Origin of the sequence: Dactylosporangium sp. McL0621, assembly GCF_049995355.1 — a bacterium.
GTDB lineage: Bacteria > Actinomycetota > Actinomycetes > Mycobacteriales > Micromonosporaceae > Dactylosporangium.
Window position 1 is genome coordinate 1,427,674 of sequence record NZ_CP188259.1, and the last position, 24,442, is coordinate 1,452,115.

Sequence of the window (24,442 nt, forward strand, 5' to 3'; positions counted from 1 at the left end):
AACATCCGGCCACCACCGCCGCAACGGAGGTCCCCCGTTGTTCCTCACCCGCCACGAGCAGGAGCGCCTGCTGATCCACGTCGCCGCCGACGTGGCGCAACGCCGTAAGGACCGCGGGCTCAAGCTGAACTATCCCGAGGCCGTCGCGATCATCACCGCCTTCCTGCTGGAGGGCGCGCGCGACGGGCGCACCGTGGTCGACCTGATGGAGGCCGGGCGGCACGTCCTCGGCCGCGGCGACGTCCTGGAGGGCGTGCCCGAGATGCTGGCGGAGGTGCAGGTGGAGGCGACGTTCCCGGACGGCACCAAGCTCGTGACCGTTCACCACCCGATCCCGTGATACCCGGCGAGGTGATCCCCGGCGACGGGCCGGTGGTCATCAACGAGGGGCGGCCCGAGCTGACGCTGGCCGTGCGCAACACGGGGGACCGGCCGGTGCAGGTCGGCTCCCACTACCACTTCGCCGCGGCCAACGACGCCCTCGACTTCGACCGGGAGGCCGCCCAGGGACATCGGCTCGCCGTGCCGGCGGGCACCTCGGTGCGGTTCGAGCCCGGCGTGGCCCGCGAGGTCGTGCTGGTACCCCTGGCCGGAAGAAGGATCGTGCCGGGCCTGCGGAACGGGGCGTCATGAGCCAGCGAATCGACCGGAGCCGGTACGCGAGCCTCTACGGCCCCACCAAGGGCGACCGCGTGCGCCTGGCCGACACCGACCTGTTCATCCAGGTCGAGGAGGACCACTGCGCCGGCGGCGACGAGGCGGTCTTCGGCGGCGGCAAGGTTATCCGCGAGTCGATGGGCCAGGGCCGCGCCACGCGCGCCGAGGGCACCCCGGACACGGTGATCACCGGCGCGATAATCGTCGACCACTGGGGCGTGGTGAAGGCCGACGTCGGCCTCCGCGACGGGCGGATCGTCGGCATCGGGCGGGCCGGCAACCCCGACATCATGGACGGCGTACACCCGGCGCTGGTCATCGGGCCGGGCACGGAGATCATCGCCGGCAACGGGCGCATCCTGACCGCCGGCGCCATCGACTGCCACGTGCACCTGATCGCCCCGCTGGTGCTGGAGGAGGCCCTGTCCAGCGGCGTCACCACGATCGTGGGCGGCGGCACCGGGCCGGCCGAGGGCAGCAAGGCGACGACGGTCACGCCCGGCGCGTGGCACCTGGCCCGGATGCTCGAGGCGCTCGACCCCTGGCCGATCAACGTGCTGCTGCTCGGCAAGGGCAACACCGTCTCCGAGGAGGCGATGTGGGAGCAGCTGCGGGGCGGGGCCGGGGGCTTCAAGCTGCACGAGGACTGGGGTACCACCCCGGCCGCCATCGACGCCTGCCTGCGGGTCGCCGACGCCTCGGGCGTGCAGGTGAACATCCACACGGACACGCTCAACGAGGCCGGCTTCGTCGAGGAGACCCTGCGGGCCATCGCCGGGCGCAGCATCCACGCGTACCACACGGAGGGCGCCGGCGGCGGGCACGCCCCCGACATCATCACGGTCGCCGCGCACCCGAACGTGCTGCCGTCCTCGACGAACCCGACCCGCCCGTACACCCGCAACACGCTCAGCGAGCACCTCGACATGCTCATCGTGTGCCACCACCTGAACCCGGCCGTGCCCGAGGACCTGGCCTTCGCGGAGAGCCGCATCCGGCCGTCCACGATGGCCGCCGAGGACCTGCTGCACGACCTCGGCGCGATCTCGATCATCGGCTCGGACTCCCAGGCGATGGGGCGGGCCGGCGAGGTGGTGCTGCGCACGTGGCAGACCGCGCACGTGATGAAGCGGCGGCGGGGCGCCCTGGCCGGGGACGGGCCCGCGGACAACGAGCGGGTGAAGCGGTACGTCGCGAAGTACACCATCTGCCCGGCCGTCGCCTCCGGCATCGCCCACGAGGTCGGCTCGGTCGAGGTCGGCAAGCTCGCCGACCTGGTGCTGTGGGACCCGGCGTTCTTCGGGGTCCGCCCGCACGCCGTGGTCAAGGGCGGCGCGATCGCGTGGGGCGCCATGGGCGACGCGAACGCCTCGATCCCCACGCCGCAGCCGGTCCTGTCCCGCCCGATGTTCGGGGCCTACGGCGCGGCCGCGCCGGCGACCAGCCTCGCGTTCGTCGCGCCGGCCGCGATCGAGGACGGGCTGGCGGACCGCCTGGGGCTGCGCCGGCGCCTCGTCCCGGTGGCGGACACGCGCTCGGTCGGGAAGGCCGACCTGCCCCGCAACGACGCCATGCCGCGCATCGAGGTCGAGCCCGACACCTTCACCGTGCGGGTCGACGGCGAGGTCGTCGAACCGGACCCGGTCGAGGAACTGCCAATGGCGCAGCGGTACTTCCTGTTCTGATGGACACCCAGCTGCTCATCCTGGCCGACGGGCGGTTCCCGTCCGGCGGGCACGCGCACTCCGGCGGGCTCGAGACCGCCGTGGCGCGCGGGCGTGTGACGGACCTCGACGGCCTGCGCGCGTTCCTGCTCGGCCGGCTGCGAACGGCGGGTCTGGTCGCGGCGGCCTTCGCGGCGGCGGCCTGCGCGCGCCCGGAGGCGATGGCGGAGCTCGAGGAGGAGCTGGCCGCGCGTACCCCGTCACCGGCACTGCGCCGGGCCGCGCTCCGGCAGGGCCGCTCGCTGTGCCGGGCCGCGCTCGTGGTCTGGCCCGGCGAGCACGTGACCCGGGCGGCGGCCGCGCGGGTCTCCCAGCCCGTCGCGTTCGGGGTCGCCGCGCACGCGGCCGGGCTCGGACCCGGCGAGACCGCGCTGATGGCCGCGTACCACGCCATCTCCGGCCCGGCGAGCGCGGCGATCCGCCTGCTCGGGCTGGACCCGTACCGCGTCCACGCCGTCCTCGCCGAGCTCGGCGACGCGTGCGACGAAGTGGCCCGCGAGGCCGCGACACACGCCCGTGGCCCGATCGGGGACCTGCCGGCGGCCTCGGGGCCGCTGCTCGACGTCTCCGCCGAGGACCACGCCGCATGGGAGGTAAGGCTCTTTGCAAGCTGAGAACGCCGAACACACGCACCCGCATCCGCATGACGACCCGCATCACCCGCTGCCCCGGACGAACCGGGCCGTGCGCATCGGCATCGGCGGCCCCGTCGGCTCGGGGAAGACGGCGCTCGTCGCCGCCCTGTGCCGCAGCCTGTCCGGTGACCTGCGCATCGCTGTGGTGACCAACGACATCTACACCACCGAGGACGCCGACTTCCTGCTGCGCAACGGCGTCCTGCCGGCCGAGCGCATCCGCGCGGTGGAGACCGGCTGCTGCCCGCACACGGCGATCCGAGACGACATCTCGGCCAACCTCGACGCGATCGAGGAGCTGGAGGAGAGCCTCGGCCCGCTCGACGTGATCCTGGTCGAGAGCGGCGGCGACAACCTCACCGCCACGTTCAGCCGGGGCCTCGTCGATCGGCAGATCTTCGTGGTCGACGTGGCCGGCGGCGACAAGGTGCCCCGCAAGGGCGGGCCGGGCGTGACGTCCGCCGACCTGCTCGTGATCAACAAGACGGACCTGGCCCCGCTGGTCGGCGCCGACCTCGGGGTGATGCGCCGCGACGCGGCCGCGCGCCGGGGCGAGCTGCCGACGGTGTTCCTGTCGCTGGTCGAGGACCGCGCGGCCGCGCCGGTGCAGGAGTGGATCCGGGGCCTGGTAGCGACGGCATGAAGGCCGCGGCCCGGATCGTCGCCGAGTGCGAGGGCGGCCGCACGGTGCTGCGCGTGCTCAAGGGCGAGCCGCCGCTGCTGCCCCGGCGCACGGGGCCGGCCCGGGTGCACCTCGTCGGCGGCGCGGCGGGCCCGCTCGGCGGCGACGAGCTGAGCCTGGAGATCGAGGTCGGGCCGGGGGCGGAGCTCTGGATCGGTACCGTCGCCGCCGCCATCGCCCTGCCCGGCCGCTCCGGGGCCGAGTCGGTCCTCGCCGTGCACGCGACCGTCGGGGCGGGCGGCACCCTGGTCTTTCTGCCGGAGCCGATCGTGGCCGCCGCGCGCTGCCGGCACCGCAACGTCTCCACGGTGGAGCTGGCCGCCGGGGCGCGCCTCGTCTGGCGCGAGGAGGCGGTCCTCGGCCGCTTCGGCGAGGAGGCCGGGGAGCTGCGGCTCAGCACGGCCGCGCGCCGCGAAGGCCGGCCCTGGTACCGCAGCGACGTGACCACCGGCCGCGGGCCGGCCCTCCTCGGCGACGCGCGCGTCCTCGCCTCGCTGCTGACGACCGCGGAGGTGACCGCCCCGGCCGGCCCGGACGCGGCGGTCATGGCCCTGGCGAACGGGGGCAGCCTGGTGACGGCGCTCGGCGACGACCTGGCGCAGACCCGCGCGGTCACCGATCCGCTGACTACCCCTTGAGGAACAGCGCGGCGATCTTTGGCAGGTGCTTGCGGACCGCGGCGTCGTCCTCGTCGTCCCAGTCGTCCTCGACGAGCGGAGCGACCTGGCCGGTGCGGGCGCGCAGCAGCATCGGGTAGTCGTCCTCCTCGCCGTAGAGCTCCTCGGCGAGGTCCTCGACCTCGCGCGGGGCCAGCTCGTGGGCGGCCAGGTCCCCGGCGGCCACGGCCCGCAGCACCGGGTCGTCGGCGAGCGCGTCCGGGTCGGCGACCGCGCGCTCGTAGGTCTCGCGTCCGCGCGCGATGAGCCCGTCGACGAACGCGTCGGCGTAGCGGGCCACCACCCGGCCGGTCGCCCACATGGCCGAGGAGTTGGCCCGGGCCTGCAGCCGCGTGCGGTGGGCGTCGAAGTCCAGCAGCTCGCTCTTGTCGAGGGTGGCCAGGCGCATGCGCAGCGCGGCCGTGAACCGCCCGGCGAAGCCCGGCGTGACGCGCTCCCCGGCGGCGGACCGGGCACCGTCGATGATCGACCAGAAAGTATCGCTGTCCACGGCCACGAAGTCTTTCATCCCGGCGCACTCCCCGGCCAACATGCGTGGCACGTTTCCGGGATTCGGCACGTGGGCGGCGACCGTAACGTTCTTCTTGCAAGGCCAACCACACCACATCCCAGAGGGAGCGCACCATGAGCGACATCGACACCTACGACGGCGGCAACGACGGCAACGACGTCGACTACGGCCACTACGAGGCCGGCCAGGAGCACGGCGCCCTGGACCAGCTGCACCAGGCCCACGGCTCGGAGCACGACGCGCACAGCCAGTTCGGCGTGTACGAGAACGACCACCACGCGGCGGAGGCCACGAACTTCGCGCAGGGCCACCACCAGGAGTTCGACCAGCCGGGCGTCGTGCACGCCGAGTCGGACGACTACACCAACTACAACCACACCGCGTCCGAGGACGACCACGTCTTCGCCGCCGAGGGCAGCGAGGACTCGCACCAGGCCGAGTTCGGCGAGCTCGACGCCCTGCAGCAGCGCTTCGACGCCGCGTTCGCCGAGGGCACCGAGTACCACGCCGACGGTGGCCAGGGCGAGATCGCGGCCAAGTAAGGCCAGCTCCAACTCATGGTGTGTGGCAACGGCCGGGCCGGCGGATCAGCCCCGCCGACCCGGCGCCCCACCACACTGCCGATCAACGGCCACGCAACGCACTCGGTTGTTCGACTTCGTCCGGGTGTCCGGGACTGTCCGGACATTCCCGGCCGCCCGCGCGAAGTCGGCCATCCGGGTGCGTTTTCGCGTTCGCGGCCCCCAGCGCCGTGATCATCAGGACCAGCGCGGCCGCGGCCAGGATCGCGGCCGCGACGAAGGCCCGCCCCATGCCGGCCGGGCCCGCCGCCGCCACCAGCACCGCCAGCCCGAACGAGCTGCCCAGCCACTGCGTCGTCTGCAGCACGCCGGAGGCGGCGCCGGCCGAGGAGCCCTCGACGCGGGACAGGATCAGCGTGTAGATCGGCACGAACGACAGCCCGCCGCCCAGCCCGACCAGGGCCAGCGGGGCGATCGCGGCGACCAGCGGGCTGCCCGGCCCGACCAGGCTCAGCAGCATCTGCGCGGCGATGAGCCCGGCCAGCGCGCTGCCGATCACCCGGCGCGGCCCGAAGCGGCCCAGCAGCCGCGGGACGAGGCGCGCGGCGGTGAACAGGCCCAGCGACATCGGCAGGAACGCCAGCCCGGTCGCGACCGGGCCGAGGCCGCGCACCTGCTGCAGGTACGTGGTCAGGAAGAAGAACGGGCCGATCATGCTGGGTCCGACGAGCAGCAGCGCGGCGTAGCCCGAGGCGCGCGCCCGGTCGCGGAAGAGCCCGAGCGGCACGACCGGCGCCGCGGCCCGCCTCTCGACGAGCACGAACGCGGCGAGCGCGGCCAGGCCCCCGGCCAGCCCCGCGACGACCCGGGCGTCGGTCCAGCCGGCGGTGGCGGCGCGGATCAACGCGTACACGATGCCGAGCATGCCCGCGGTGACCGCCAGGGCCCCGGGCACGTCGAAACGGCCCGCGTGCCGGGGCGTCTCCGGCAGCCGCCGGCGGGCCAGCAGCGCGATCGCCGCCCCGATCGGCACGTTGACCAGGAACACCCAGCGCCAGCTCACGGCCGCGGTCACCACCCCGCCGAGGACGAGGCCCAGCGACGCGCCGCCGCTGATCACCGCCGAGGAGATCCCGAGCGCGCGGTTGCGCTGCGGCCCCTCGGCGAACGTGTTCGCGATGAGCGCGAGCGTGCTGGGCGAGGCCAGCGCCGCGCCGAGGCCCTGCACCGCGCGGGCGGCCAGCAGCTGCCCGGGGTCGCGGGCCAGCGCGGCGGCGAGCGAGGCGGCGGTGAACACGAGCACGCCGGCGACGAAGACGCGGCGGCGGCCGAGCACGTCGCCGAGGCGCCCGCCGAGCATGAGCAGGCCGGCGAAGGCGATGGTGTACGCGTTGAGCACCCAGGCCAGGCCGGCCGGGGTGAAGTGCAGCGCGGCCGAGATGCGCGGCAGCGCGACGTTGACGATTGTCGCGTCGATGCCGAGCAGCAGCTGGCACGACACGATGAGTGCGAGGGCGAGGCGTTGCCTGGGCACGGTGAAGCTCCCTGCTCTTGGCAAGATTGGCCGGCGGAGTCACACTGAAGTGGAGACCGTCTCCGCTCTTCGAACCATACGGAGACTGTCTCCACTTAGCAAGGGGGACGTATGCCTCAGCGGGCCGACGCGCGCCGTAACTACGAGCGCATCCTGGCCGCGGCGAGCGAGGCCGTCGCCGAGAAGGGCGCCGAGGCCTCCCTCGACCACATCGCCAAGCGCGCCGGCGTCGGGCCCGGCACCCTCTACCGCCACTTCCCGACCCGCCAGCACCTGCTGGACGCGGTCTTTCACGACCGGATCGTCCGGCTGCGCGACGAGGCCGTCCGGCTGCTCGCCGAGGAGCCCGACCCCCGCGCCGCCCTCGGCATCTGGCTGCGGGCCTTTATCGAGCATCTGCGGGTGTACCGCGGGCTGTCCGACGCCCTCAAGGCGATCTACGACCACGGCGACCAGCTCATGATCTCCAGCCGCGACCTGCTGCGCTGGTCGGTCGGCACGCTCCTGGCCCGGGCCCGGGAGGCCGGTGTGGTGCGCACCGACATCGACCCCACCGACCTGCTGCGGCTGGGCCACGGGGCGGGCACGGTGTGCGAGCCGGAGCCCTCCGGCGACGAGCGGGCCGACCGGTTCGTGCGCCTCCTGATGGATGGGCTCGGTGTCGGAGCCGCGACCAATCCTTGATCGTCCCCGCGGCGGTGGTCACAATCGCGGCCATGGGCTTGGGCGAGTACGTCGGCATGTGGCGGGCGCGGCGGCGGCACCGCCGGATGCAGGAGCAGCGGCGCCGCAACCGCCGGGACAACGACTGCCTGCCGGACTGCGACTTCTGCGACTGTGACTGCAGCCCGTTCATGCTGGGCTCGCTGCTGTCGCTCATGGCGGTCTCCGCGCCGTCGCGCGCGCCGCGGCGCGACCCGAGCGGGCCCGGGCGGGCGGGGATGACGGCGATCCGCGGGTACCAGCGATTCGTGTCCCCGCATCTGCCCATCAAATGCCGGCAGGTGCCCTCGTGCAGCGAGTACGGCCTGCAGGCCGTGCGGCGCTACGGGCTCGTCGAGGGATCGCGGCTCACCGCGGCGCGGATCCGCCGCTGCAACCCGTCGACGCCGCGCGGCACCGTGGACCCCGTGCCCTAAGAGGCGCGGACGCAGCGCAGGCCGGAGTACGTCATCAAGGCCGGCAGCCCGAACGTGACGGCGGAGGCAACCAGGCTCAGGCTCGTCGCCCCGTCGGTGTTCTCCTGGCCCCAGGTGGGGCTGAACGCGGACAGCAGCGTGCCGCCGACGATGAAGAACGCCACGACGCCGATCGCGGCGATGCCGGTGGCGCGCACGAACGCGCGGCCGACGTCGACGTACCGGCTGCCGATCCCGCACGCCAGCGCGGCCAGCAGGGCGCCGAGGACCACCGCGTATGTCGCGTAGTCGACCGTGTGGGCCAGGATCTGGTAGCCGCGGCCCGGCTGCCAGTTCCACGCCACCGCCGCGCGCCGCCAGGCCACCTCGGAGACCAGCGCCTGCACCGCGACCGCGGCGCCGATGATGACCGCGGTCCGGCGGCCCTGGGTCAGCGCCAGCTCGCGCTGGTAGTCGGGGGCGAGCGCGGCGACCGGGCCGAACTCCTCGACCGCGGCGCGCTCGGCGGCCAGGCGGTCCAGGCCCTCGTCCTCGTACCGCTCGGCGGCGTCGGTCAGCCCGTCGCGGGCCTCCTGGACCAGGTCCGCCTTGGCCGCGCGGGGTCCGCGCAGGGCGCCGCGCAGCGTCGCGACGTAGGCGTCGATGGGTCCGGCAGTCAGCACCACCTCAGCATGCCGCCCGGGCGCGGGCGGAGCAGTCCGGGTTCTCCCTGAGCTTTCCCCGGGTTCGGGCCTCGGGTCTGGCGGCCCGCCCCCAGCACCAGCGACGCTACATGTAGCCGTTCTACATGTAGGGAGACATGACGTGCGCAAGTGGCTGCTGGGCGGGCTGGTCCTGCTGCTCGTGCTGTGCGGGGGTGGGGTCGCCGCGCTGGTGTACTTCTTCGCCCGCCCCTCGCTCGACGTCCGCGCCGACTTCGAGCACCCGCTCAAGGTGCCGCCCCTGGCGACCTCGACCGTCGACGCGCAGGGCCGGCGGGTGTTCGACCTGCGCGCCGAGCCGGGCGACAGCGACTTCGGCCATGGCGCGACCCGCACGTGGGGGTACAACGGCGCCTATCTCGGCCCGACGCTGCGCGCCCACCGCGGCGAGCCGGTCGTGGTCAACGTCCGCAACGCCCTGGCCGAGTCCACCACCGTGCACTGGCACGGCATGCACCTGCCGGCCGCGATGGACGGCGGACCGCACCGCCCGATCCCGTCCGGCGGCTCGTTCCAGGCGGCGTGGACGGTCGACCAGCCGGCGGCGACGCTGTGGTACCACCCCCACCCGAGCGAGCGCACCGAGACCCAGGTGTACCGCGGCCTCGCCGGGCTGTTCCTCGTCGACGACGACGAGCCCGCGCAGCGCGCCCTGCCCCACGACTACGGCGTCGACGACATCCCGGTCCTGGTGCAGGACAAGGAGTTCGACGGCGCCCAGCTGAGCATGAGCGGCCGCTTCGGCAGCGACATCGGGGTGCTCGGCGACGAGATCCTCGTCAACGGCACCCCCGGCGCCTACCTCGACGTGCGCTCCGAGCTCGTCCGCCTCCGGCTGGTCAACGCCTCGACCGCGCGCATCTACAACTTCGCCCTCGCCGACGGCCGCCCGTTCGCGCTCGTCGGCACCGACGGCGGCCTGCTCGAGCGGCCCGCCATGACCGGCCACGTGCGGCTCTCCGTCGGCGAGCGGGCCGAGATCGTGGTCGCGCTGCGGCCGGGGGAGCGGGTGGCGCTGCGCAGCGTCCGCGCGCTCGGGGGCGACCTCGAGAGCCGCTTCAACGGCGGGCAGGACGCCTTCGACATCCTCCAGCTGCGCGCCGCCGCGACCCTCACGCCGGCCACGCTGCCGAAGACCCTGGTGCGGATCCCGCGCCTGGACCCGGCCCAGGCCGAGCAGACCCGCACCTTCGAGTTCCAGGGCCGGGAGATCAACGGCGAGGGCATGGACATGGGCCGGGTCGACGCGGTGGTCGTCAAGGACACCGTCGAGGTCTGGAACGTCTCCAACGGCCACGGCACCCCGCACAGCTTCCACATCCACGACGTGCAGTTCCAGGTCCTGAAGGTGGACGGGCAGGCGCCGCCGCCGGAGCTGTCGGGCTGGAAGGACACCATCTTCCTGGAGCCGCGCCAGCACTACTCGGTGATCGCGAAGTTCGCCGACTACGCCGACCCGACCACCGCGTACATGTTCCACTGCCACGTTCTCAAGCACGAGGACGAGGGCATGATGGGCCAGTTCGTGGTCGTCGAGCGGGGCCAGCAGCCGCGGCTCGGGCACGGGTGAGAGGGTGCCGGGCCCCCCGTGGCGGCGCGGGGCCCGGCACGTCTCAAAGCGTTCCGTCGTCCCCGTGTGTCGTCCGTTCGCCGGCAACAAACCAACGAGAACCGCTCTGTGACGGGCATGACACATCGATCAACGCTCCCATGTCAAGGGATCGTCATATCGAGGTGTCCGGAATCACCGAGGGTCCCCCAGATGCGCGCGGAGCGCGACGGCGACGTCTCCCTCGGTGCCCGTCCACGCGGTGTAGCCGTCGGGGCGCACGAGCGCGCAGTGTTCGTGGCGGACGTGGATGAGGCGGCCGTCGTACCCCTCCGGCGCCCGCGGGGCCAGCAGCACGTGGCGGCCCGCGCGGAGCCGCTCGTAGAGCCGCACCCCGCCGAGTTCCAGGTCGGCCTGGCGGGGCGCGTCGTCGTAGTCGATGCCGATCCCCGACACGGTGCCGGTCAGCTTCCGCTGCACCGCCGGCACGTGCAGCGCCAGCCCGCCGAGCACGTCGCGGCCGAGCCGGGCGCCGCGGGAGTGCAGCAGCGCGAGGCGGATGAGCCCGCCGCTGGAGCGCAGCACCGTCCGGCCGACGGCGTGCCGCTCCGTCTGGTACGTGTCGAGCAGCCCGGCCGGCGCCCAGCCCGCACCGGCCGCGGCGAGCTTCCAGCCGAGGTTGGCCGCGTCCTGCAGGCCGGTGTTCATGCCCTGGCCGCCGGCCGGGGAGTGCACGTGGGCGGCGTCGCCGGCGAGGAAGACGCGGCCGGTGCGGTACCGCTCGACCTGCCGCTCGTCGCTGTGGAACCGTGACAGCCAGCGGCACTCGCCCAGCCCGAAGTCGGTGCCGAACGCCGCCCGGACGGTGGCGCGGACCTCCTCGAGCTCCAGCGGCACGTCGTCGGCGACCTGGTGCTCGCGGTTCCAGGCGAAGACGCGGTACCACCCGTCGCCGAACGGGGCCACGAAGGCGAACGCGGAGCCGACCGCGCTGACGGAGATGACGTCGGCCCGCGGCTCGGCCATCCGGACGTCGGCGAGCATGAGCGAGCGCACCGCGGACCGGCCCGGGAAGTCCAGGCCCAGCGCCCGGCGCACCGCGCTGCGGGCGCCGTCGGCCCCGACCAGCCAGTCCGCGGCGTGGGTGCCGCCGTCGGTGCCGACCTCGACGCCGTGCTCGTCCTGGCGCACGCCGGTGACCGTGGTGCCGCGCACGATCCGCGCGCCGGCCTTGACGGCGCGCTCCTCGAGGATGCGTTCGACGTTGTACTGCGGGGTGATGAGCACGTACGGGAACCGCGACGGCAGCGTGCCCAGGTCCACCGACACGTGGCCGAACAGCCGCAGCCGCTCCACCTTCGTCCCGGTGGCGATGACGTCCTCGGCGATGCCCCGGGCGTCGAACTGCTCCAGCGTGCGCGCGTGCACCGCGAACGCGCGGGTCAGGTTGGACTCTTCCGAGCGCCGCTCCAGCACGGTGACCTCGCCGCCGGCGGCGGCGAGGTCACCGGCGAGCAGCAGGCCGGTGGGGCCGGCCCCGGCGATGACGGTCTTCATGACTCCTCCTCGGTCCGTTTGCCAACAAGTGTTGGCAAACAATTGTTGGCATACGCGGCGCACGATGTCAACGGGTGCTGAAATGCCCGGCGGCTTGACCTGAAGCCGTGTTGAGGTGCGACGTTGGGCCGCGTGGAGAACAGACGCACGCTCACCGCCGGCCTGGTGACCCTGGTCACGCTGGTCGCCTTCGAGGCGGTCGCGGTCACCGCCGCCATGCCCTCGGTCGCCCGCGCCCTCGACGGGCTCCCGCTCTACGGGTTCGCCTTCGGGGGCGCCCTCGCCACCAGCGTGGTCGGCATGGTCCTCGCGGGCTCGTGGTGCGACCGCGCCGGCCCCGCGCGCCCGGCCGCGGTGGGCGTGGCGCTGTTCGCCGCCGGACTGCTCCTCGCCGGGCTGGCCCCGTCCATGTGGGTGCTCGTGCTCGGGCGGCTGGTGCAGGGGTTCGGCGGCGGCCTGGTCAACGTGGCGCTGTTCGTCGTCGTGGGCCGCGCCTACCCCGCGGCCGAGCATCCACGCGTGTTCTCGATGATGTCGGCCGCGTGGGTGCTGCCGGCGATCGCCGGGCCCGCGGTGGCCGGGGCGATCGTGCAGTACATCGGGTGGCGCTGGGTCTTCCTGCTTGTCGTCTTCGCGGCGGTCCCCGCCATGGCGGTCGTCTGGCCCCGCGTCTCGGTGATCTCCGGCGGCTCCGGCTCGGCGGAGCGCGGCCGTACCTGGTGGGCGCTCGGCGCCGCCGTGGGCGCGCTCGTGCTCTACGTCGGCGGCCAGGAGTCGCTGCCGCTGCTCGGGGCCGGGGTCGTGATCGTCGCGGTGTGCGGCCGGCGGCTCCTGCCGCCCGGGGCCTTCACCGGCGCCCGCGGCCTGCCCAGCGTCGTGCTCCTGCGCGGGCTGACCGGCGCCGCGTTCATGCTGGGCGACGTCTTCATCCCGCTGCTGCTCACCCGCGAGCGCGGCCTCAGCCCCGCCCTCGCCGGGCTCAGCGTGACCGTCGGCGCGCTCTTCTGGTCCGGCGGCTCGTGGATCCAGGCGCGGCCGGGGCAGCGGTTCTCCGACACGGCCCGGCTCCGGCTCGGCACCGCGGCCGTCGCGGCCGGCGTGGTGTCCGCGACCGCGGTGACTGCGGCGGCGGTACCGCTGGCCGTCGTCGTCGCCGGCTGGTGCCTCGCCGGCTTCGGCATGGGCCTGGTGTCCCCGGGCACCGCGGCGCTCGTGCTGCGCCTGTCGGGCCCGGCCGAGCAGGGCGCGAACAGCTCCGCCCTGGCCGTCGCCGACGCGCTGCTCACCACCACCGCGCTCGCCGCCGGCGGCTCCCTGTTCGCCGCGCTCGTCGATGCGGGCCCGGTCGCGTACCTCGCCGCGTTCGCGGTCGCGCTCGTCCCCGCGCTCGGCGGGTTCGCCCTGGCCGGTCGTACTTTCGGCGGATCTGACGGTACGGCGCCGCCCGTAGCATTGGCCGGTGAGCGTGCGGGTGCTGGTCGCGGATGACCAGGAGATTGTCCGGACCGGGCTGACGATGATCCTCAACGCCCAGCCGGACATCGAGGTGGTCGCCGAGGCCCCCGACGGCCGCCGCGCCGTCGAGCTGGCCCGGCGGCTGCGCCCCGACGTCAGCCTCCTCGACGTGCGGATGCCGACCATGGACGGGCTGGAGGCGACCCGGCTGCTGGCCGGGCCGGACGTCGAGGACCCGCTCGCCGTCGTGGTCATCACCACGTTCGACCTCGACGAGTACGTCTACGCGGCCCTGCGCGCCGGCGCCCGCGGCTTCCTGCTCAAGGACGCCGGCCCGGCGCTGCTCGCCCAGGCCGTGCACGCGGCCGCGAACGGCGACGCGCTCATCGCGCCCAGCGTCACGACCCGGCTGCTGCGCGCCTTCGCCGACAACGGCCCCGCCGCCCCGCCCCGCCAGCCCGTCGACGCGCTCACCGAGCGCGAGGAGCAGGTGCTGGCCCGGGTGGCCCGGGGCCGCACCAACAACGAGATCGCCGACGAGCTGTTCATCACCCTGAGCACCGTCAAGACCCACGTGACCGCGCTGATGCTCAAGCTCGGCGTGCGCAACCGGGTGGAGATCGCGATGTGGGCGTACGAGACCAACCGGGTACGACCCGGCACCTGAACTTTGGTACGGCTCCGGCGCCGGTCCGCGGACCGATGTTTTCTCCGCGCCCGCGGCCCACCATCGATGCTCATGACGACCGTTGCCGCCCCGCCCCGCCGCCGCCCGCGCCGCGACTGGCCCATCATCACCGGCCTGTTCCTGCTCGCCCTCGTGCCGTCCCTGGCCGGCGGCGTGCGCGCCGCCCAGCTCACCGGCGGCGTCGAGCGCACCGCCGCCAACGCCCGCTTCGTCGACCAGCCCGCTCCGGTCCTCGTCCACATCGTCGCGGTCGTCCTGTTCGCGTTCCTCGGCGCCCTGCAGCTCGCCCCGCGGTTCCGGCAACGGCACCGCCGGTGGCACCGCATCAGCGGCCGGGTGGTCGCGGTCGCGGGCCTCGCGGTGGCCCTGTCCGGCCTGTGGATGACCGCCTTCTACGACCTGCCCGACAGCGACAACGCCGTCACCAACGCGGCCCGCTACGTCGTGGGCACCCTCATGCTGGCCTCGATCGTCCTCGGCTTCGCCGCGATCCGCCGCCGCGACTTCCACACCCACAAGGCGTGGATGCTGCGCGCCTACGCGATCGCCATGGGCGCCGGCACACAGGTCTTCACGAGCCTGCCGCTGCTGCCGCTGGACCCGGCGGGCCCGAACTACCCGGCCTGGCGCTGCGTGGCCATGATCTCCGCCTGGGTGCTCAACCTCGCCATCGCCGAGATCATCATCCGCCGCACGGCCCCAAGCCGCCGCCCGGCGGCCGTCCCGACCACCAGTGTTCGATGACGACCGCGTCCCCGAGCGTGTCGTCGACGGGCCTGAACGGCCGGGGCGGGTCGCGCACGCCGAGCACCGGCCCGAGCGCGTCGACGGCGGGCTTCCACAGCGCCGCCCAGTTCCGCCGCGCACTCACGGCGAAGTTGCGACGCGCGCAGGCGCACCTGATCGTCGTGGCCGGCCGCGTTCCAGCTCTCGAGCACGGGCGCCGGCCGCAGCGGGACGGCCGCCGCGCCGGGCCGCGAGTCCAACGGCATCGGCCGATGCCAGGCCCGCACGGACGCCGCCCGGCATCCGCCGCACGGGTGTCGCTCGGCATCCGCCGACCGGAGCACAGCGGCGGGCGCACGGCGGATCCATGCCGGCTCCGGCCGCCGTACGGTGGGCGTCCGTGGGGTTCTCCGTCAAGCTCATGCCCGGCGTGCGGCTGCGGCTGTCGTCGCGAGGCCTGCGAACCAGCATCGGCCCGCGCATCGCGCGCGTGCACCTCGGAGGGGGACGCCTCGGCGTGTCCAGCGGCATCGGACCGTTCGGCGCTTCGACGTCCATCGGCGGACGGCGGGGCGGGCGCCGGACGGCGGCGTCGGCCCGGGCGTCGTACCAGCGGCAGCTCGCCGCGCAACGGCGCCAGGCCGTCCAGGCCGAGAAGGAGGCGCTCGCCCGGGAGCTCGCCGACGCGTTCCTGCGCATCCTCGCGCTGCACCGTGTGGACTTTCCGCCGGCGCAGCGGCCGGTCGCGCCCGAGCCGGCCGCGCCCGACCGCGACGCGGTCTACGCGCACTTCGAGCGGCACGCGCTGACGGGCGTCGGGCTGTTCAGCCGCGCCGAACGCGCCGCCGCGCGGCAGACCGCCGCCGGATGGGCCGCGGCCGAGGTCGAGCGCCAGTGGCAGCGTCTGCGGGCCGAGCGGGCCGGGTGGCAGCAGCAGCTCGACCGGTACTGGCACGCGCTGTGCGCCAACGACCCCGGCACGGTGCTGCAGGCCCTGGCCGACGCCTTCGAGGACAACGAGGCCACCGCCGCGCCGGTCGGCGTCGACGGCTCCGAAGTGTCGCTGGTGCTCGTGGTGCCGCCGGCGGCCGAGGCGATCCCGGAGCAGATGCCGGCCCAGACCGCGGCCGGGAACCTGACGCTCAAGAAGATCACCCAGACGGCCCAGGCCAACTACTACACCCAGTTCGCGTGCGGGCAGGTGCTCGTGACCCTGCGCGAGACGTTCGCGGCCGCGCCGGGGCTCGCGGCCGCACGGGTGGTGGTGCTGCGCAACGACGGTCGCGACGTGTACGGGCGGCCGTCGATGCCGTGCCTGGCCGCGTTCACCGTCGAGCGGACCGCGCTGCACGGCGTGCGCTGGGCCGACGCCGGTTCGGTCGAGATCCTCGACATGGTGGCGCGGGAGAGCCTGGTGAAGCAGGCCGGCCGCACCCGGGACCTGGCGCCGGTCGACCTGCGCGCCGAGCCTCAGATCGCCGCGCTCGTCCGGATCGTCGATCTGGAGGACCTCGCCGCCGGCCGGTGACGGGCGGTCAGGCGCAGGACTCGGCGCGGGACAGGAGCAGGGCCCGCTCGCGTTCGTTGCGGGTCATCGAGGCGGCACGTTCGAACTCGGTGCGGGCCTCGTCGCGGCGGCCCAGGCGGAACAGGAAGTCGGCGCGTACCGAGGGCAGGAGGTGGTACCCCCGCAGCGCCTTGTCCTGCAGGAGCGGCTCCAGCACGGTCAGGCCCGCGGCCGGGCCGTCGGCCATCGAGACCGCCACGGCTCGGTTGAGCTCGACGATCGGGGACGGGGCCAGGTCGGACAGCTGGGCGTACCGGCGCGCGATCTCCGACCAGTCGGTCTCCGCGGCCGTGCGGGCGCGCGCGTGGCAGGCGGCGATTGCGGCCTGCAGGGTGTAGGTGCCGCCGCCGAGCTGCTCGGCTCGGTCCAGCGCCTTGAGGCCGCGGGTGATGAGGAGGCGGTCCCAGCGGCGGCGGTCCTGCTCCAGCAGGGTGATCGGCTCGCCGTCGGGGCCGGTGCGGGCGGCCGCGCGCGAGGCCTGGATCTCCAGGAGAGCGACCAGGCCGTGCACCTCCGCCTCGGCCGGCATGAGGCCGGCCAGGACGCGTCCCACGCGCATCGCCTCCTCGCACAGGGCGGGGCGCATCCAGTCGTCGCCGGCGGTGGCGGAGTAGCCCTCGTTGAAGATGAGGTAGATGACCTCCAGTACCGAGGCCAGGCGCTCGGTGCGGGCCGCGCCCGTGGGCAGCTCGAACGGGACCTGCGCGTCGGCCAGGGCCTTCTTGGCGCGGCTGATGCGCTGCCCGACGGTCGCGTCCGGGACCAGGAACGCGCGGGCGATCTCGTCCGTGGACAGGCCGCCGAGCATGCGCAGCGTCAGGGCCACGCGCGCCTCGGGCTTCAGCACCGGGTGGCACGCGGTGAAGATGAGGCGGAGCAGGTCGTCGTCGATGGGCTCGTCCTCGAGGACCGCGTCGAGCGCCGGATCGTCGAGGCGCTCCTCGCCGGCCAGGGCGGGCAGGTGCTTCTGCAGCACCTGCTGGCGCCGGATCGTGTCGATCCCGCGGCGCTTCGCCGTGGTCATCAGCCACGCCCCGGGGTTGCGCGGGACGCCCTCCGCCGGCCACTGTTCCAGCGCCGCGACCAGGGCGTCCTGCGCAAGCTCCTCCGCGAGGCCGACGTCGCCGACGAGCCGGGCGACGCCCGCGATCACGCGCGCCGCCTCGATCCGCCAGACCGCCTCGACCGCGGATTTCGCATCGGTACCCGCACTGCTCACCCGGCCAACATAGCCAGGATCTGTTTTACAACTGAGGCGGGGCTGCGGCGGGCCCAGATCCCGCCTGCGCACCTCCCGCGAAGACCCGGTTACAACACCGGTAGCCGGGCCTCCGCGGGAGGCACGCAGACGAAATCTGGACTCCGCCTCGCTCCCACCCCAGTGGTGAAACAGACCCTACCCCTCGTACTCGCTGACCTTCCGCACCTCGATCTCGATGTCGTGGTCGAACAGGTCGGCGAAGCGGCGGGCCCACTCGACCGCCTCGGCCTGGTCGCGCACCTGCACGATGCCGAAGCCGCCGATGACCTCCTTGGCCTCCGCGAACGGCCCGTCGACGACCGTGGTCTCGCCGTCCTTCTTGGTGATCGTCGCGGCCCCGGCCGAGCTCGGCAGCAGGCCCTCGGCGGCGAGCAGCACGCCGGCCTTGCTGACGTCCTCCATGTACTTGCCGAACTTCTCGATGAAGCCGGGGGTGGGCTGCCACATCGCCGGGTTCGAGTCGTCCAGCTTGTGCATCATCATGAAGCGCATTTCGGGTCCCCTTCGTGGTTTCTGTAGCCTTCACCACCGCGTCGAACTCGGTCGGCGGTTTTCGACAACACCCACGGAGAGATTTTCATGCGCATCCTCTTCGGGTTCGCCGGCGGTAGCGGCCACGTCCAGCCGCTGCTCCCGCTCGCCCGCGCCGCCGCCGCGCGCGGGCACGCCGTCGCGTTCACCGGACGGCCCGGCGGGCTCCCGGCGGGCTTCGAGGGCTTCCCGGCCGGCACGGACGCGCCGAACGAGCGCCGCCCCCTGCTGGCGCTCGACCGCGAACGCGAGACGCGCGAGTTCCGCGACGGCTTCGGCGGCTGGATCGCCCGCGAGCGCGCCGCGACGACCCGCGAGGTCGCCGCGCGGTGGCGCGCGGACCTGGTCGTCTGCGACGACGCCGACTTCGGCAGCATGATCGCCGCCGAGTCGCTGGGCCTTCCGCACGCCTCGGTGGTGGTACTGGCGGCGGGCACCTTCGGCCGCCCGCCGGGCCTCGCGGCCGTCCTGGACGAGACCCGCGCGGTGTACGGCCTGCCCGCGGACCCGTCGCTCGCGATGCTCGACCGGCACCTGGTGATCTCCCCGGCGCCGCCGACGTTCCGCCCGGCCGCGCAGCTCATGCGCCCGTTCCCGCCCGTGCCGCCGGCCCCGACGAGCCCGCCGACCGTGTACTTCACGCTGGGCACGATCTTCAACACCGAGTCGGGCGACCTCTTCGCCCGCCTCCTGGCCGGCTTCGCCACGCTGCCGGTCTCGCTGGTCGTGACGGTGGGCCCGGCGATCGACCCGGCCGAGCTGGGGCCGCAGCCGGCGAACGTGCGCGTGGAGCGGTACGTGCCGCAGGCCTCGCTGCTGCCGCGATGCTCGGCGGTCGTGGCGCACGCCGGCTCGGGTACGGTGCTCGGCGCCCTCGCCCACGGGCTGCCGATGGTGCTGGTGCCGATGGGCGCGGACCAGCCGGACAACGCGGACCGCTGCGCCGAGCTGGGCGTGGCGGTGGTCCTGGACGCGGTGACGGCGACGCCCGCGGACGCGGCCGCGGCGCTGCGCACGGTGCTGGACGACCCGTCGTACGCGGCCGCGGCCGAGGCACTGCGCCGCGAGGTCGCGGCGATGCCCGACCCGGCCGAGGTGGTGGCGCACCTGGAGACGCTGGGCGCGTAGGGCCGAGCCGCGGCGGCGGCGCGCGCCTGGAGACGCCGAGCCGCGGCGGCGCCCGCCTGGAGACGCCGAGCCGCAGCGCCCGCCTGGAGACGCCGAGCCGCGGCGCCCGCCTGGAGACGCGGCGCGCGTGAGGCTCGCGCAGGGATCAGGCGTCCCGGGCCCAGCGGCGCAGCTCGTCGGTGCCGTCGGCGATCTCGCGGCGCAGCAGGGGGTCGAGGTCGGTCCGGCCCAGCATCGCCTCGGCCGGGGCGAGGGCCCGCGCGGAGTACAGCGGGAAGGCGAACCGGACGACCTTCAGCGCCGCGAGCAGGTAGCGCCCCTCGAGCATGGCGGGCACGTCGGCGAAGTAGCGCTCGGCGTACGCGTCGGTGAGGGCCTCCTGGCCCGGCTGCCAGAACGCCTCGGCGTTGGCGACGGCCAGGCGGGGGTTGGGGTCGTGCACCAGGGTCTGCCAGGCCGCGGCCTTGGCCTCCGCGTCGGGGCGGGCGGCGCGGCCGGCGGCGGCCCGCTCGGCGCCCTTCGCGCCGGGGTCGCGGCGCTCCTCGGCGGCGAGCTCCTCGGCGGTGGCGTCGCCGAGGGCGCACAGGCGCAGCAGCAGGGACCAGCGCAGGTCGGCGTCGATGGCCAGGCCGTCGGGGGCGCCGGGGCCGCCCGCGAGCCACGCCCGCAGCAGCGGCGCATCGGCCACTGTGGACAGTGCCCGCGCGGTCGCCAGCTGGCGGGGCGAGCCCGGCGCCGCGGCGGCCAGCGCGGCCGCGCACACCTCGGCCAGCGGGGCGAACGGGATCAGGCCGCGGCGGGCCAGGGCGTCGCGCGCAAAGGTCACGACCTCCTCGAAGATGCCCTCCTGGCGCTCCGCCGGCAGGGCCGCGACCAGCAGGTTCAGGAACTCCGGCGGGGCCATCTCGCCGTCGCGGACGGCGTCGGTCACGGCGGTCCAGATCACCGCCCGGGCCAGGGGGTCCTCCAGGTCCGGCAGCACCGCCGGCAGGGCCGCGCGGCTGAAGCCGTCGAAGCGGATCTTCGCGTAGGTCTCGTCGCCGTCGTTGAGCAGCAGCACGGTGCCCGACGGGGGCGCGGCCACGCCCGGGACCACCGCGTCCGGGCCGTCGATGGTGAACGGCACCCGCCGGACCGAGCCGTCCGAGGCGTACGCCGAGACCGTCAGCCGGTGCGGGCGCAGCGGCCGGCCCGACTGCTCGACGACCAGGCCCGCCGCGTCGCGCGACGCGACCGCGCGCAGGGTGTTCGCGCCGGTGCTGCGCAGCCACAGCTCCGCCCAGCCGGTCAGGTCGCGGCCGGCCGCCGCGCCGATGACGCCCAGGAAGTCCGCGAGGTCGGCGTTGGCGAAGCGGAAGCGGTCGAAGTACGAGCGCAGGCCGGCCCGGAACACGTCGTCGCCGAGCAGGACCGACAGCTGGCGCAGGGCCGCGGCGCCCTTGGCGTAGGAGATCCCGTCGAAGTTCTGGAAGGCCACCGCCGTGTCCGCGACGTCCTCCGGGGCGACCGGGTGGGTCGAGGGGCGCTGGTCCGCGAGGTACCCCCACCGCTCCCGCCAGATCGCGAAGTCCGCGAGCGCCGTCGGATGGCGCCCGGTCTCCGCCGCGACCCGCCAGCCCATGAGCTCCGCGAACGCCTCGTTGAGCCACACGTCGTCCCACCAGCGCAGCGTCACGAGGTTGCCGAACCACATGTGCGCCATCTCGTGCGCCATCACCACGAAGCGCCGGTGCCGGTCGCTGTCGGTGGCGCCCGCGCGGAAGAGGAACTCCTCGCGGTAGTTCACCAGCGCCGGGTTCTCGACGGCGCCGCCGGAGAACTCGGGGACGAACGCCTGGTCGTACTTGGCGAACGGGTACCGCACGCCGAACAGCTCGTGGTAGCGGTCGAACGCGGCCGCGGTCGCGCCGAACAGCTCCTCCGCATCGGCGTCGAGCGCGGGGGCGAGGCTGCGCCGGCACAGCAGCCCGAGCGGGATGCCGTCGTGCGCGCGCTCCAGCACGTGCCACGGGCCGGCCAGGAAGCTGAACAGGTAGGTGGACAGCGGCGGCGTCGGCGCGAACTCCCACCGCCCGTCGCCGCCGGAGCGCACCGGCGCGTTGGCCCGGACCGTCCACTGTGCAGGTGCGAGGACCGTCAGCGTCATCGGCGCCTTGAGGTCGGGCTGGTCGAAGCAGACGAACATGCGCTGCGCGTCGTCGAGCGGGGCCTGGCCGTAGAGGTACGTCTCGCCGTCCTCGGGGTCGACGAAGCGCAGGATGCCCTCCCCGCTGGCCGGGTACGGCGCGGTGAACCCGGCCTCGAGCCGGTTCTCGGCGGCCAGCCCGGCCAGCACGACCCGGCCGTCCACGACCGGCACCTCGCGGCCGTTCAGCGTCGCGTGTACCGCCTGAGCCCCCTTGACCTCGGCGAACGTCGACACGCCGGGGGAGGAGCAGCGGAACTGCACCACCGTGCGCGACTCGAACGAGGCGGGGCCCAGGTCCAGCTCGATGTCGTAGGAGTCCACCGCGATGAGCCGTGCGCGCTCGATCGCCTCCCGTCGGGTCAGGCTCGACATGATCCAGACGCTACCCGCTCGCCCCGCCGTCACCTGCGGGGGCTAGCTTTCGGCCCGTGGACGGGTACTGCGAGCGCCTCGGCCCGGGCCTGTGGGCCGAACCCCTGAACGCCGTCTCCAACGCGGCCTTCCTCGTCGCGTGCGCGGTGCTCCTGGTGCGCACCCGGCACCGGACCCTGCCGATCATCCTCGGCGTCGTGGGGCTGTGCAGCCCGTCGTTCCACACCTTCGCGAACGGCTTCACCGCGGCCCTGGACTCGCTGTCGATCCTGGTGTTCGTGCTCGTCGCCGTGGTGCTGCTCGCCCGCTACGGGCTCGGGGCCGGACCGGGGAGGGCCTGGCTGGCCGCGCCCGCGTTCCTGGTGTTCGCCGTGGCCGTCGACGTCCTGCTCGGGCTCGCGGGGCGGCAGTACACCCTCGGCGGTTATCTGCCCGCACTGCTCGGGCTCGGCGGCTTCGCCGTCGCCCTGCGTTCGCGGCCGCTCGGCGTCGCCGCGGTCGTCTTCGCCGTCTCGCTCACCCTGCGCACGCTCGATGAACCCCTGTGTGACCAGGTCCCGGCCGGCCTGCACTGGGCCTGGCACTGCCTCAACGCCGTCGTGCTCTACCTGGTCGCCGTTTCAGTCAACAAACTTCGATGGGCGTTCGGCTCCCCGGCACCGGATCGTCAGCTGCCGACATAAGGGTCGCCGGTATGACTGAAGGGCAATTCGGACGGCGGGCGCTGCTGCAGGCCGCCGTCGCCGTTCCCGCGGCCGGGGCCGTCCTGGCCGCGACCACCACCGAGGCCGGGGCCGCGCCGGAGACGCGCGGGCCGGGCACCGACGCCGGCGTCCCGCGGTTCGCGCTCGCCGTGCTGCCGGACACGCAGTACCTCTTCGACGAGGACAGCTCCCGCCCCGAGCCGCTGCGGGAGACCTTCGAGTACCTGCTGCGCGAGCGGGCCGAGAGCAACATCCTGTTCATGGCCCACCTCGGCGACGTGACCGAGCACGGCAGCGACCACGAGATCGGGCTCGCCTCGGAGACGTTCCGGGCGTTGGACGGCCGGATGCCCTACAGCGTCCTGGCCGGCAACCACGACGTCAACGGCTCCACCGACGACCAGCGGGGCGACTCCGCGTACCTGCGCGCGTTCGGGGCCGCGGCCAAGCGCTTCAGCGCGATGCCGACCTTCGGCGGGGCGTCGCCGGACGGGTACAACAGCTTCCACACGATCCGGGCGGCCGGGCGGCAGTGGCTGGTCCTGGCCCTCGACTGGCGGGTGTCGGACAAGGGCCTGGCGTGGGCGCAGGCCGTGCTCGACCAGCACCGGACGCTGCCGGTCATCCTCACCACCCACGAGCTGGCCTGGTCCGAGGACAACGGCCAGGCGCACCTGTCGGACTACGGCCAGCGGCTGTGGGACCGGTTCATCAAGCGCAACGACCAGATCTTCCTCACCCTCAACGGGCACTTCTGGCCGCCGGGGCGCACCGTGCTGCGCAACGACGCCGGCCACGACGTGCACGTGCACATCACCAACTACCAGGACCGCTACTACGGCGGCGCCGGCATGATCCGGCTCTACCGCTTCGACCTGGCCCGCGGCGCCGTCGACGTGGAGACGTTCTCGCCGTGGTTCCTGCGCCGCGACCCGCACCAGCGCAACCCGCTGGAGGCCGAGACGATCGAGCTGACGGGTCCGGCCGACCGGTTCAGCCTCGAGATCGACTTCGCGGCCCGGTTCGCCGGCTTCGCCCCGGTGACGCCGCCCGGCCCGCGCCCGCCCGCCGCGGTGATCGGCCGCGACACCGCCGCCTACTGGCGCTTCGACGTCAACGGCCTTCCCACCGCCGGTGGCGCCGTTCCCGACGGTACCGTCGTCAAGGACCTGACCGGCAAGGGCAACGACCTCGTCGTGAAGCGCCTGCACGACAGCGCCGCCGGCACCCTCACGTGGTCGGCCGAGCACCACCTCGGCGCGCCGGCCCACGCGAGCCTGCGCTTCGACGGCGGCAAGTCCCCGGACCGCGGCGCCATCCTGGAGGCGGTCGCGAAGGCCCCGATCAACGCCAACCGGTTCGAGCGCGGCTACACCATCGAGGCGTTCGTGAAGTTCCCGGAACCGTTCGAGGGCGACCACGCGTGGATGGGCATCCTGTCGTGGGAGGGCCGCAACGGCGACGCGGGCAAGACCAGCGGCTGGTCGACCGAGGAGCCGACGTGCAGCCTGAACCTGTCGCCGGAGCGGTTCCTGCAGTTCGTGGTCTACCCCACCGACCGTGACGCCGACCCGACGTCGTGGAGCCACGCGCTGCCGGTCGGGCGCTGGATGCACCTCGCGGTGGTGAACGACGCGCGCCGGACGGTGGTGTACGTCGACGGCTCGCCGATCGTGCGTAACCCGACCCAGCCGTCGAAGGGCATCACGACCCTCGGCAAGCCGTTCGTGATCGGCGCCACCCAGTTCGCCGAGCAGTTCTCGCAGGGCTTCTACGGCTGGATCGGCGACGTGCGCATCACCGCGGCCGCGCTGCCGGTGCGCGACTTCCTCACGACCTTCTAGTCAAGCGGGCCCCTCGGGGGCCGATCGGGCGGTCGGTGGCGCCGGTTCCGCGCCACCGACGTCTCCCGTGAGGGGTGTTCAGGGTGCGCCG

General features: G+C 74.2%; 24 protein-coding genes. 17 read left to right on the forward strand and 7 right to left on the reverse strand.

All coding sequences use genetic code 11. The features are described 5' to 3' along the window. The first annotated feature begins 37 nt into the window (after positions 1 to 37). The 6 genes from ACPPVO_RS06550 to ACPPVO_RS06575 are packed head-to-tail and all read left to right on the forward strand — an operon-like array spanning position 38 to position 4,336. Positions 38 to 340, forward strand: coding sequence for an urease subunit gamma (locus tag ACPPVO_RS06550; RefSeq protein WP_426510355.1), 303 nt, complete (start codon positions 38 to 40; stop codon positions 338 to 340). Next, positions 337 to 633 (forward strand): urease subunit beta, encoded by a 297-nt coding sequence (locus tag ACPPVO_RS06555; protein WP_426510357.1) that lies wholly within the window; start codon positions 337 to 339, stop codon positions 631 to 633. Before ACPPVO_RS06550 ends, ACPPVO_RS06555 begins: the two co-directional genes overlap by 4 nt. Next, on the forward strand, positions 630 to 2,342 hold the full coding sequence (locus ACPPVO_RS06560; protein WP_426510358.1) for an urease subunit alpha: 1,713 nt from the start codon (positions 630 to 632) through the stop codon (positions 2,340 to 2,342). Before ACPPVO_RS06555 ends, ACPPVO_RS06560 begins: the two co-directional genes overlap by 4 nt. Further along, the gene (locus tag ACPPVO_RS06565) at positions 2,342 to 2,995 is read left to right on the forward strand and encodes an urease accessory protein UreF (protein WP_360380993.1); all 654 of its coding nucleotides are present in this window, start codon (positions 2,342 to 2,344) and stop codon (positions 2,993 to 2,995) included. Before ACPPVO_RS06560 ends, ACPPVO_RS06565 begins: the two co-directional genes overlap by 1 nt. After that, positions 2,985 to 3,659 carry an urease accessory protein UreG gene (ureG, locus tag ACPPVO_RS06570; RefSeq protein ID WP_426510359.1) on the forward strand — a complete coding sequence of 225 codons (675 nt, stop codon included), beginning with the start codon at positions 2,985 to 2,987 and terminating at the stop codon, positions 3,657 to 3,659. Before ACPPVO_RS06565 ends, ureG begins: the two co-directional genes overlap by 11 nt. Continuing rightward, a complete protein-coding gene (locus ACPPVO_RS06575) occupies positions 3,656 to 4,336 on the forward strand; it encodes an urease accessory protein UreD (protein WP_426510360.1) in 681 nt (226 codons plus the stop codon). Before ureG ends, ACPPVO_RS06575 begins: the two co-directional genes overlap by 4 nt. On the opposite strand, the gene ACPPVO_RS06580 is transcribed toward ACPPVO_RS06575, so the two are convergent. Beyond that, positions 4,326 to 4,865: a DUF4240 domain-containing protein gene (locus tag ACPPVO_RS06580; RefSeq protein WP_426510361.1), complete on the reverse strand. Its 540-nt coding sequence runs from the start codon at positions 4,863 to 4,865 to the stop codon at positions 4,326 to 4,328. The two genes, ACPPVO_RS06575 and ACPPVO_RS06580, sit on opposite strands and share 11 nt — an antisense overlap. A 134-nt stretch (positions 4,866 to 4,999) precedes the next feature. Between ACPPVO_RS06580 and ACPPVO_RS06585 the strand changes: the two genes are divergently transcribed. Then, positions 5,000 to 5,428 (forward strand): hypothetical protein, encoded by a 429-nt coding sequence (locus tag ACPPVO_RS06585; RefSeq protein ID WP_426510362.1) that lies wholly within the window; start codon positions 5,000 to 5,002, stop codon positions 5,426 to 5,428. A gap of 82 nt (positions 5,429 to 5,510) precedes the next feature. Here ACPPVO_RS06585 and ACPPVO_RS06590 read toward each other — a convergent pair whose 3' ends face one another. Beyond that, positions 5,511 to 6,941 carry an MFS transporter gene (locus ACPPVO_RS06590; RefSeq protein WP_426510363.1) on the reverse strand — a complete coding sequence of 477 codons (1,431 nt, stop codon included), beginning with the start codon at positions 6,939 to 6,941 and terminating at the stop codon, positions 5,511 to 5,513. 111 nt (positions 6,942 to 7,052) lie between these two features. On the opposite strand from ACPPVO_RS06590, the gene ACPPVO_RS06595 reads away from it, so the two are divergent. Together ACPPVO_RS06595 and yidD are read left to right on the forward strand one after the other, a co-directional pair. After that, the gene (locus ACPPVO_RS06595; RefSeq protein WP_426510365.1) at positions 7,053 to 7,625 is read left to right on the forward strand and encodes a TetR/AcrR family transcriptional regulator; all 573 of its coding nucleotides are present in this window, start codon (positions 7,053 to 7,055) and stop codon (positions 7,623 to 7,625) included. Between the two features lie 32 nt (positions 7,626 to 7,657). Continuing rightward, a complete protein-coding gene (yidD, locus tag ACPPVO_RS06600) occupies positions 7,658 to 8,080 on the forward strand; it encodes a membrane protein insertion efficiency factor YidD (RefSeq protein WP_426510366.1) in 423 nt (140 codons plus the stop codon). Here yidD and ACPPVO_RS06605 read toward each other — a convergent pair. Then, positions 8,077 to 8,742, reverse strand: a complete 666-nt coding sequence (locus ACPPVO_RS06605; protein WP_426510367.1) for a permease prefix domain 1-containing protein — start codon at positions 8,740 to 8,742, stop codon at positions 8,077 to 8,079. The two genes, yidD and ACPPVO_RS06605, sit on opposite strands and share 4 nt — an antisense overlap. Before the next feature lie 142 nt (positions 8,743 to 8,884). On the opposite strand from ACPPVO_RS06605, the gene ACPPVO_RS06610 reads away from it, so the two are divergent. After that, positions 8,885 to 10,351, forward strand: coding sequence for a multicopper oxidase family protein (locus tag ACPPVO_RS06610; protein ID WP_426510368.1), 1,467 nt, complete (start codon positions 8,885 to 8,887; stop codon positions 10,349 to 10,351). Positions 10,352 to 10,525: 174 nt separating this feature from the next. On the opposite strand, the gene ACPPVO_RS06615 is transcribed toward ACPPVO_RS06610, so the two are convergent. Further along, entirely contained in the window at positions 10,526 to 11,887 is a 1,362-nt protein-coding gene (locus ACPPVO_RS06615) for an FAD-dependent monooxygenase (RefSeq protein WP_426510369.1), read from the reverse strand. A gap of 132 nt (positions 11,888 to 12,019) precedes the next feature. Here ACPPVO_RS06615 and ACPPVO_RS06620 point away from each other — a divergent pair, with 132 nt between their 5' ends. The 4 genes from ACPPVO_RS06620 to ACPPVO_RS06635 all read left to right on the forward strand — a co-directional run bounded on the left by ACPPVO_RS06620 (position 12,020) and on the right by ACPPVO_RS06635 (position 16,284). Next, complete coding sequence (locus ACPPVO_RS06620; RefSeq protein ID WP_426510370.1) at positions 12,020 to 13,375, forward strand: MFS transporter; 1,356 nt, start codon at positions 12,020 to 12,022, stop codon at positions 13,373 to 13,375. Next, complete coding sequence (locus ACPPVO_RS06625; RefSeq protein ID WP_426510371.1) at positions 13,347 to 14,009, forward strand: response regulator; 663 nt, start codon at positions 13,347 to 13,349, stop codon at positions 14,007 to 14,009. The genes ACPPVO_RS06620 and ACPPVO_RS06625 overlap by 29 nt, the downstream gene beginning before the upstream one ends. Positions 14,010 to 14,081: 72 nt before the next feature. Then, positions 14,082 to 14,774: a DUF2306 domain-containing protein gene (locus ACPPVO_RS06630; protein ID WP_426510372.1), complete on the forward strand. Its 693-nt coding sequence runs from the start codon at positions 14,082 to 14,084 to the stop codon at positions 14,772 to 14,774. Between the two features lie 382 nt (positions 14,775 to 15,156). Beyond that, on the forward strand, positions 15,157 to 16,284 hold the full coding sequence (locus tag ACPPVO_RS06635) for a DUF4236 domain-containing protein (protein WP_426510373.1): 1,128 nt from the start codon (positions 15,157 to 15,159) through the stop codon (positions 16,282 to 16,284). Between the two features lie 7 nt (positions 16,285 to 16,291). Here ACPPVO_RS06635 and ACPPVO_RS06640 read toward each other — a convergent pair whose 3' ends face one another. Continuing rightward, complete coding sequence (locus ACPPVO_RS06640; protein WP_426510374.1) at positions 16,292 to 17,542, reverse strand: RNA polymerase sigma factor; 1,251 nt, start codon at positions 17,540 to 17,542, stop codon at positions 16,292 to 16,294. A 177-nt stretch (positions 17,543 to 17,719) separates the two neighbouring features. Beyond that, positions 17,720 to 18,076, reverse strand: a complete 357-nt coding sequence (locus tag ACPPVO_RS06645; RefSeq protein WP_360368825.1) for a YciI family protein — start codon at positions 18,074 to 18,076, stop codon at positions 17,720 to 17,722. An 87-nt stretch (positions 18,077 to 18,163) separates the two neighbouring features. On the opposite strand from ACPPVO_RS06645, the gene ACPPVO_RS06650 reads away from it, so the two are divergent. Continuing rightward, the gene (locus tag ACPPVO_RS06650; protein WP_426510375.1) at positions 18,164 to 19,243 is read left to right on the forward strand and encodes a glycosyltransferase; all 1,080 of its coding nucleotides are present in this window, start codon (positions 18,164 to 18,166) and stop codon (positions 19,241 to 19,243) included. 145 nt (positions 19,244 to 19,388) lie between these two features. Here ACPPVO_RS06650 and pepN read toward each other — a convergent pair whose 3' ends face one another. Continuing rightward, positions 19,389 to 21,803, reverse strand: a complete 2,415-nt coding sequence (pepN, locus tag ACPPVO_RS06655) for an aminopeptidase N (RefSeq protein WP_426510376.1) — start codon at positions 21,801 to 21,803, stop codon at positions 19,389 to 19,391. A gap of 56 nt (positions 21,804 to 21,859) precedes the next feature. Here pepN and ACPPVO_RS06660 point away from each other — a divergent pair, with 56 nt between their 5' ends. Continuing rightward, a complete protein-coding gene (locus ACPPVO_RS06660; RefSeq protein WP_426510377.1) occupies positions 21,860 to 22,486 on the forward strand; it encodes a hypothetical protein in 627 nt (208 codons plus the stop codon). 11 nt (positions 22,487 to 22,497) lie between these two features. Next, positions 22,498 to 24,351: a LamG-like jellyroll fold domain-containing protein gene (locus ACPPVO_RS06665; RefSeq protein WP_426510378.1), complete on the forward strand. Its 1,854-nt coding sequence runs from the start codon at positions 22,498 to 22,500 to the stop codon at positions 24,349 to 24,351. Positions 24,352 to 24,442 lie beyond the last annotated feature (91 nt).

Coding starts and splice junctions, on each gene's coding strand:
- ACPPVO_RS06560 (WP_426510358.1), top strand. CDS start 630: ATGAGCCAGCGAATCGACCGGAGCCGGTACGCGAGCCTCTACGGCCCC.
- ACPPVO_RS06565 (WP_360380993.1), top strand. CDS start 2,342: ATGGACACCCAGCTGCTCATCCTGGCCGACGGGCGGTTCCCGTCCGGC.
- ACPPVO_RS06575 (WP_426510360.1), top strand. CDS start 3,656: ATGAAGGCCGCGGCCCGGATCGTCGCCGAGTGCGAGGGCGGCCGCACG.
- ACPPVO_RS06585 (WP_426510362.1), top strand. CDS start 5,000: ATGAGCGACATCGACACCTACGACGGCGGCAACGACGGCAACGACGTC.
- ACPPVO_RS06595 (WP_426510365.1), top strand. CDS start 7,053: ATGCCTCAGCGGGCCGACGCGCGCCGTAACTACGAGCGCATCCTGGCC.
- yidD (WP_426510366.1), top strand. CDS start 7,658: ATGGGCTTGGGCGAGTACGTCGGCATGTGGCGGGCGCGGCGGCGGCAC.
- ACPPVO_RS06615 (WP_426510369.1), bottom strand. CDS start 11,887: ATGAAGACCGTCATCGCCGGGGCCGGCCCCACCGGCCTGCTGCTCGCC.
- ACPPVO_RS06630 (WP_426510372.1), top strand. CDS start 14,082: ATGACGACCGTTGCCGCCCCGCCCCGCCGCCGCCCGCGCCGCGACTGG.
- ACPPVO_RS06645 (WP_360368825.1), bottom strand. CDS start 18,076: ATGCGCTTCATGATGATGCACAAGCTGGACGACTCGAACCCGGCGATG.
- ACPPVO_RS06650 (WP_426510375.1), top strand. CDS start 18,164: ATGCGCATCCTCTTCGGGTTCGCCGGCGGTAGCGGCCACGTCCAGCCG.
- pepN (WP_426510376.1), bottom strand. CDS start 21,803: ATGTCGAGCCTGACCCGACGGGAGGCGATCGAGCGCGCACGGCTCATC.
- ACPPVO_RS06665 (WP_426510378.1), top strand. CDS start 22,498: ATGACTGAAGGGCAATTCGGACGGCGGGCGCTGCTGCAGGCCGCCGTC.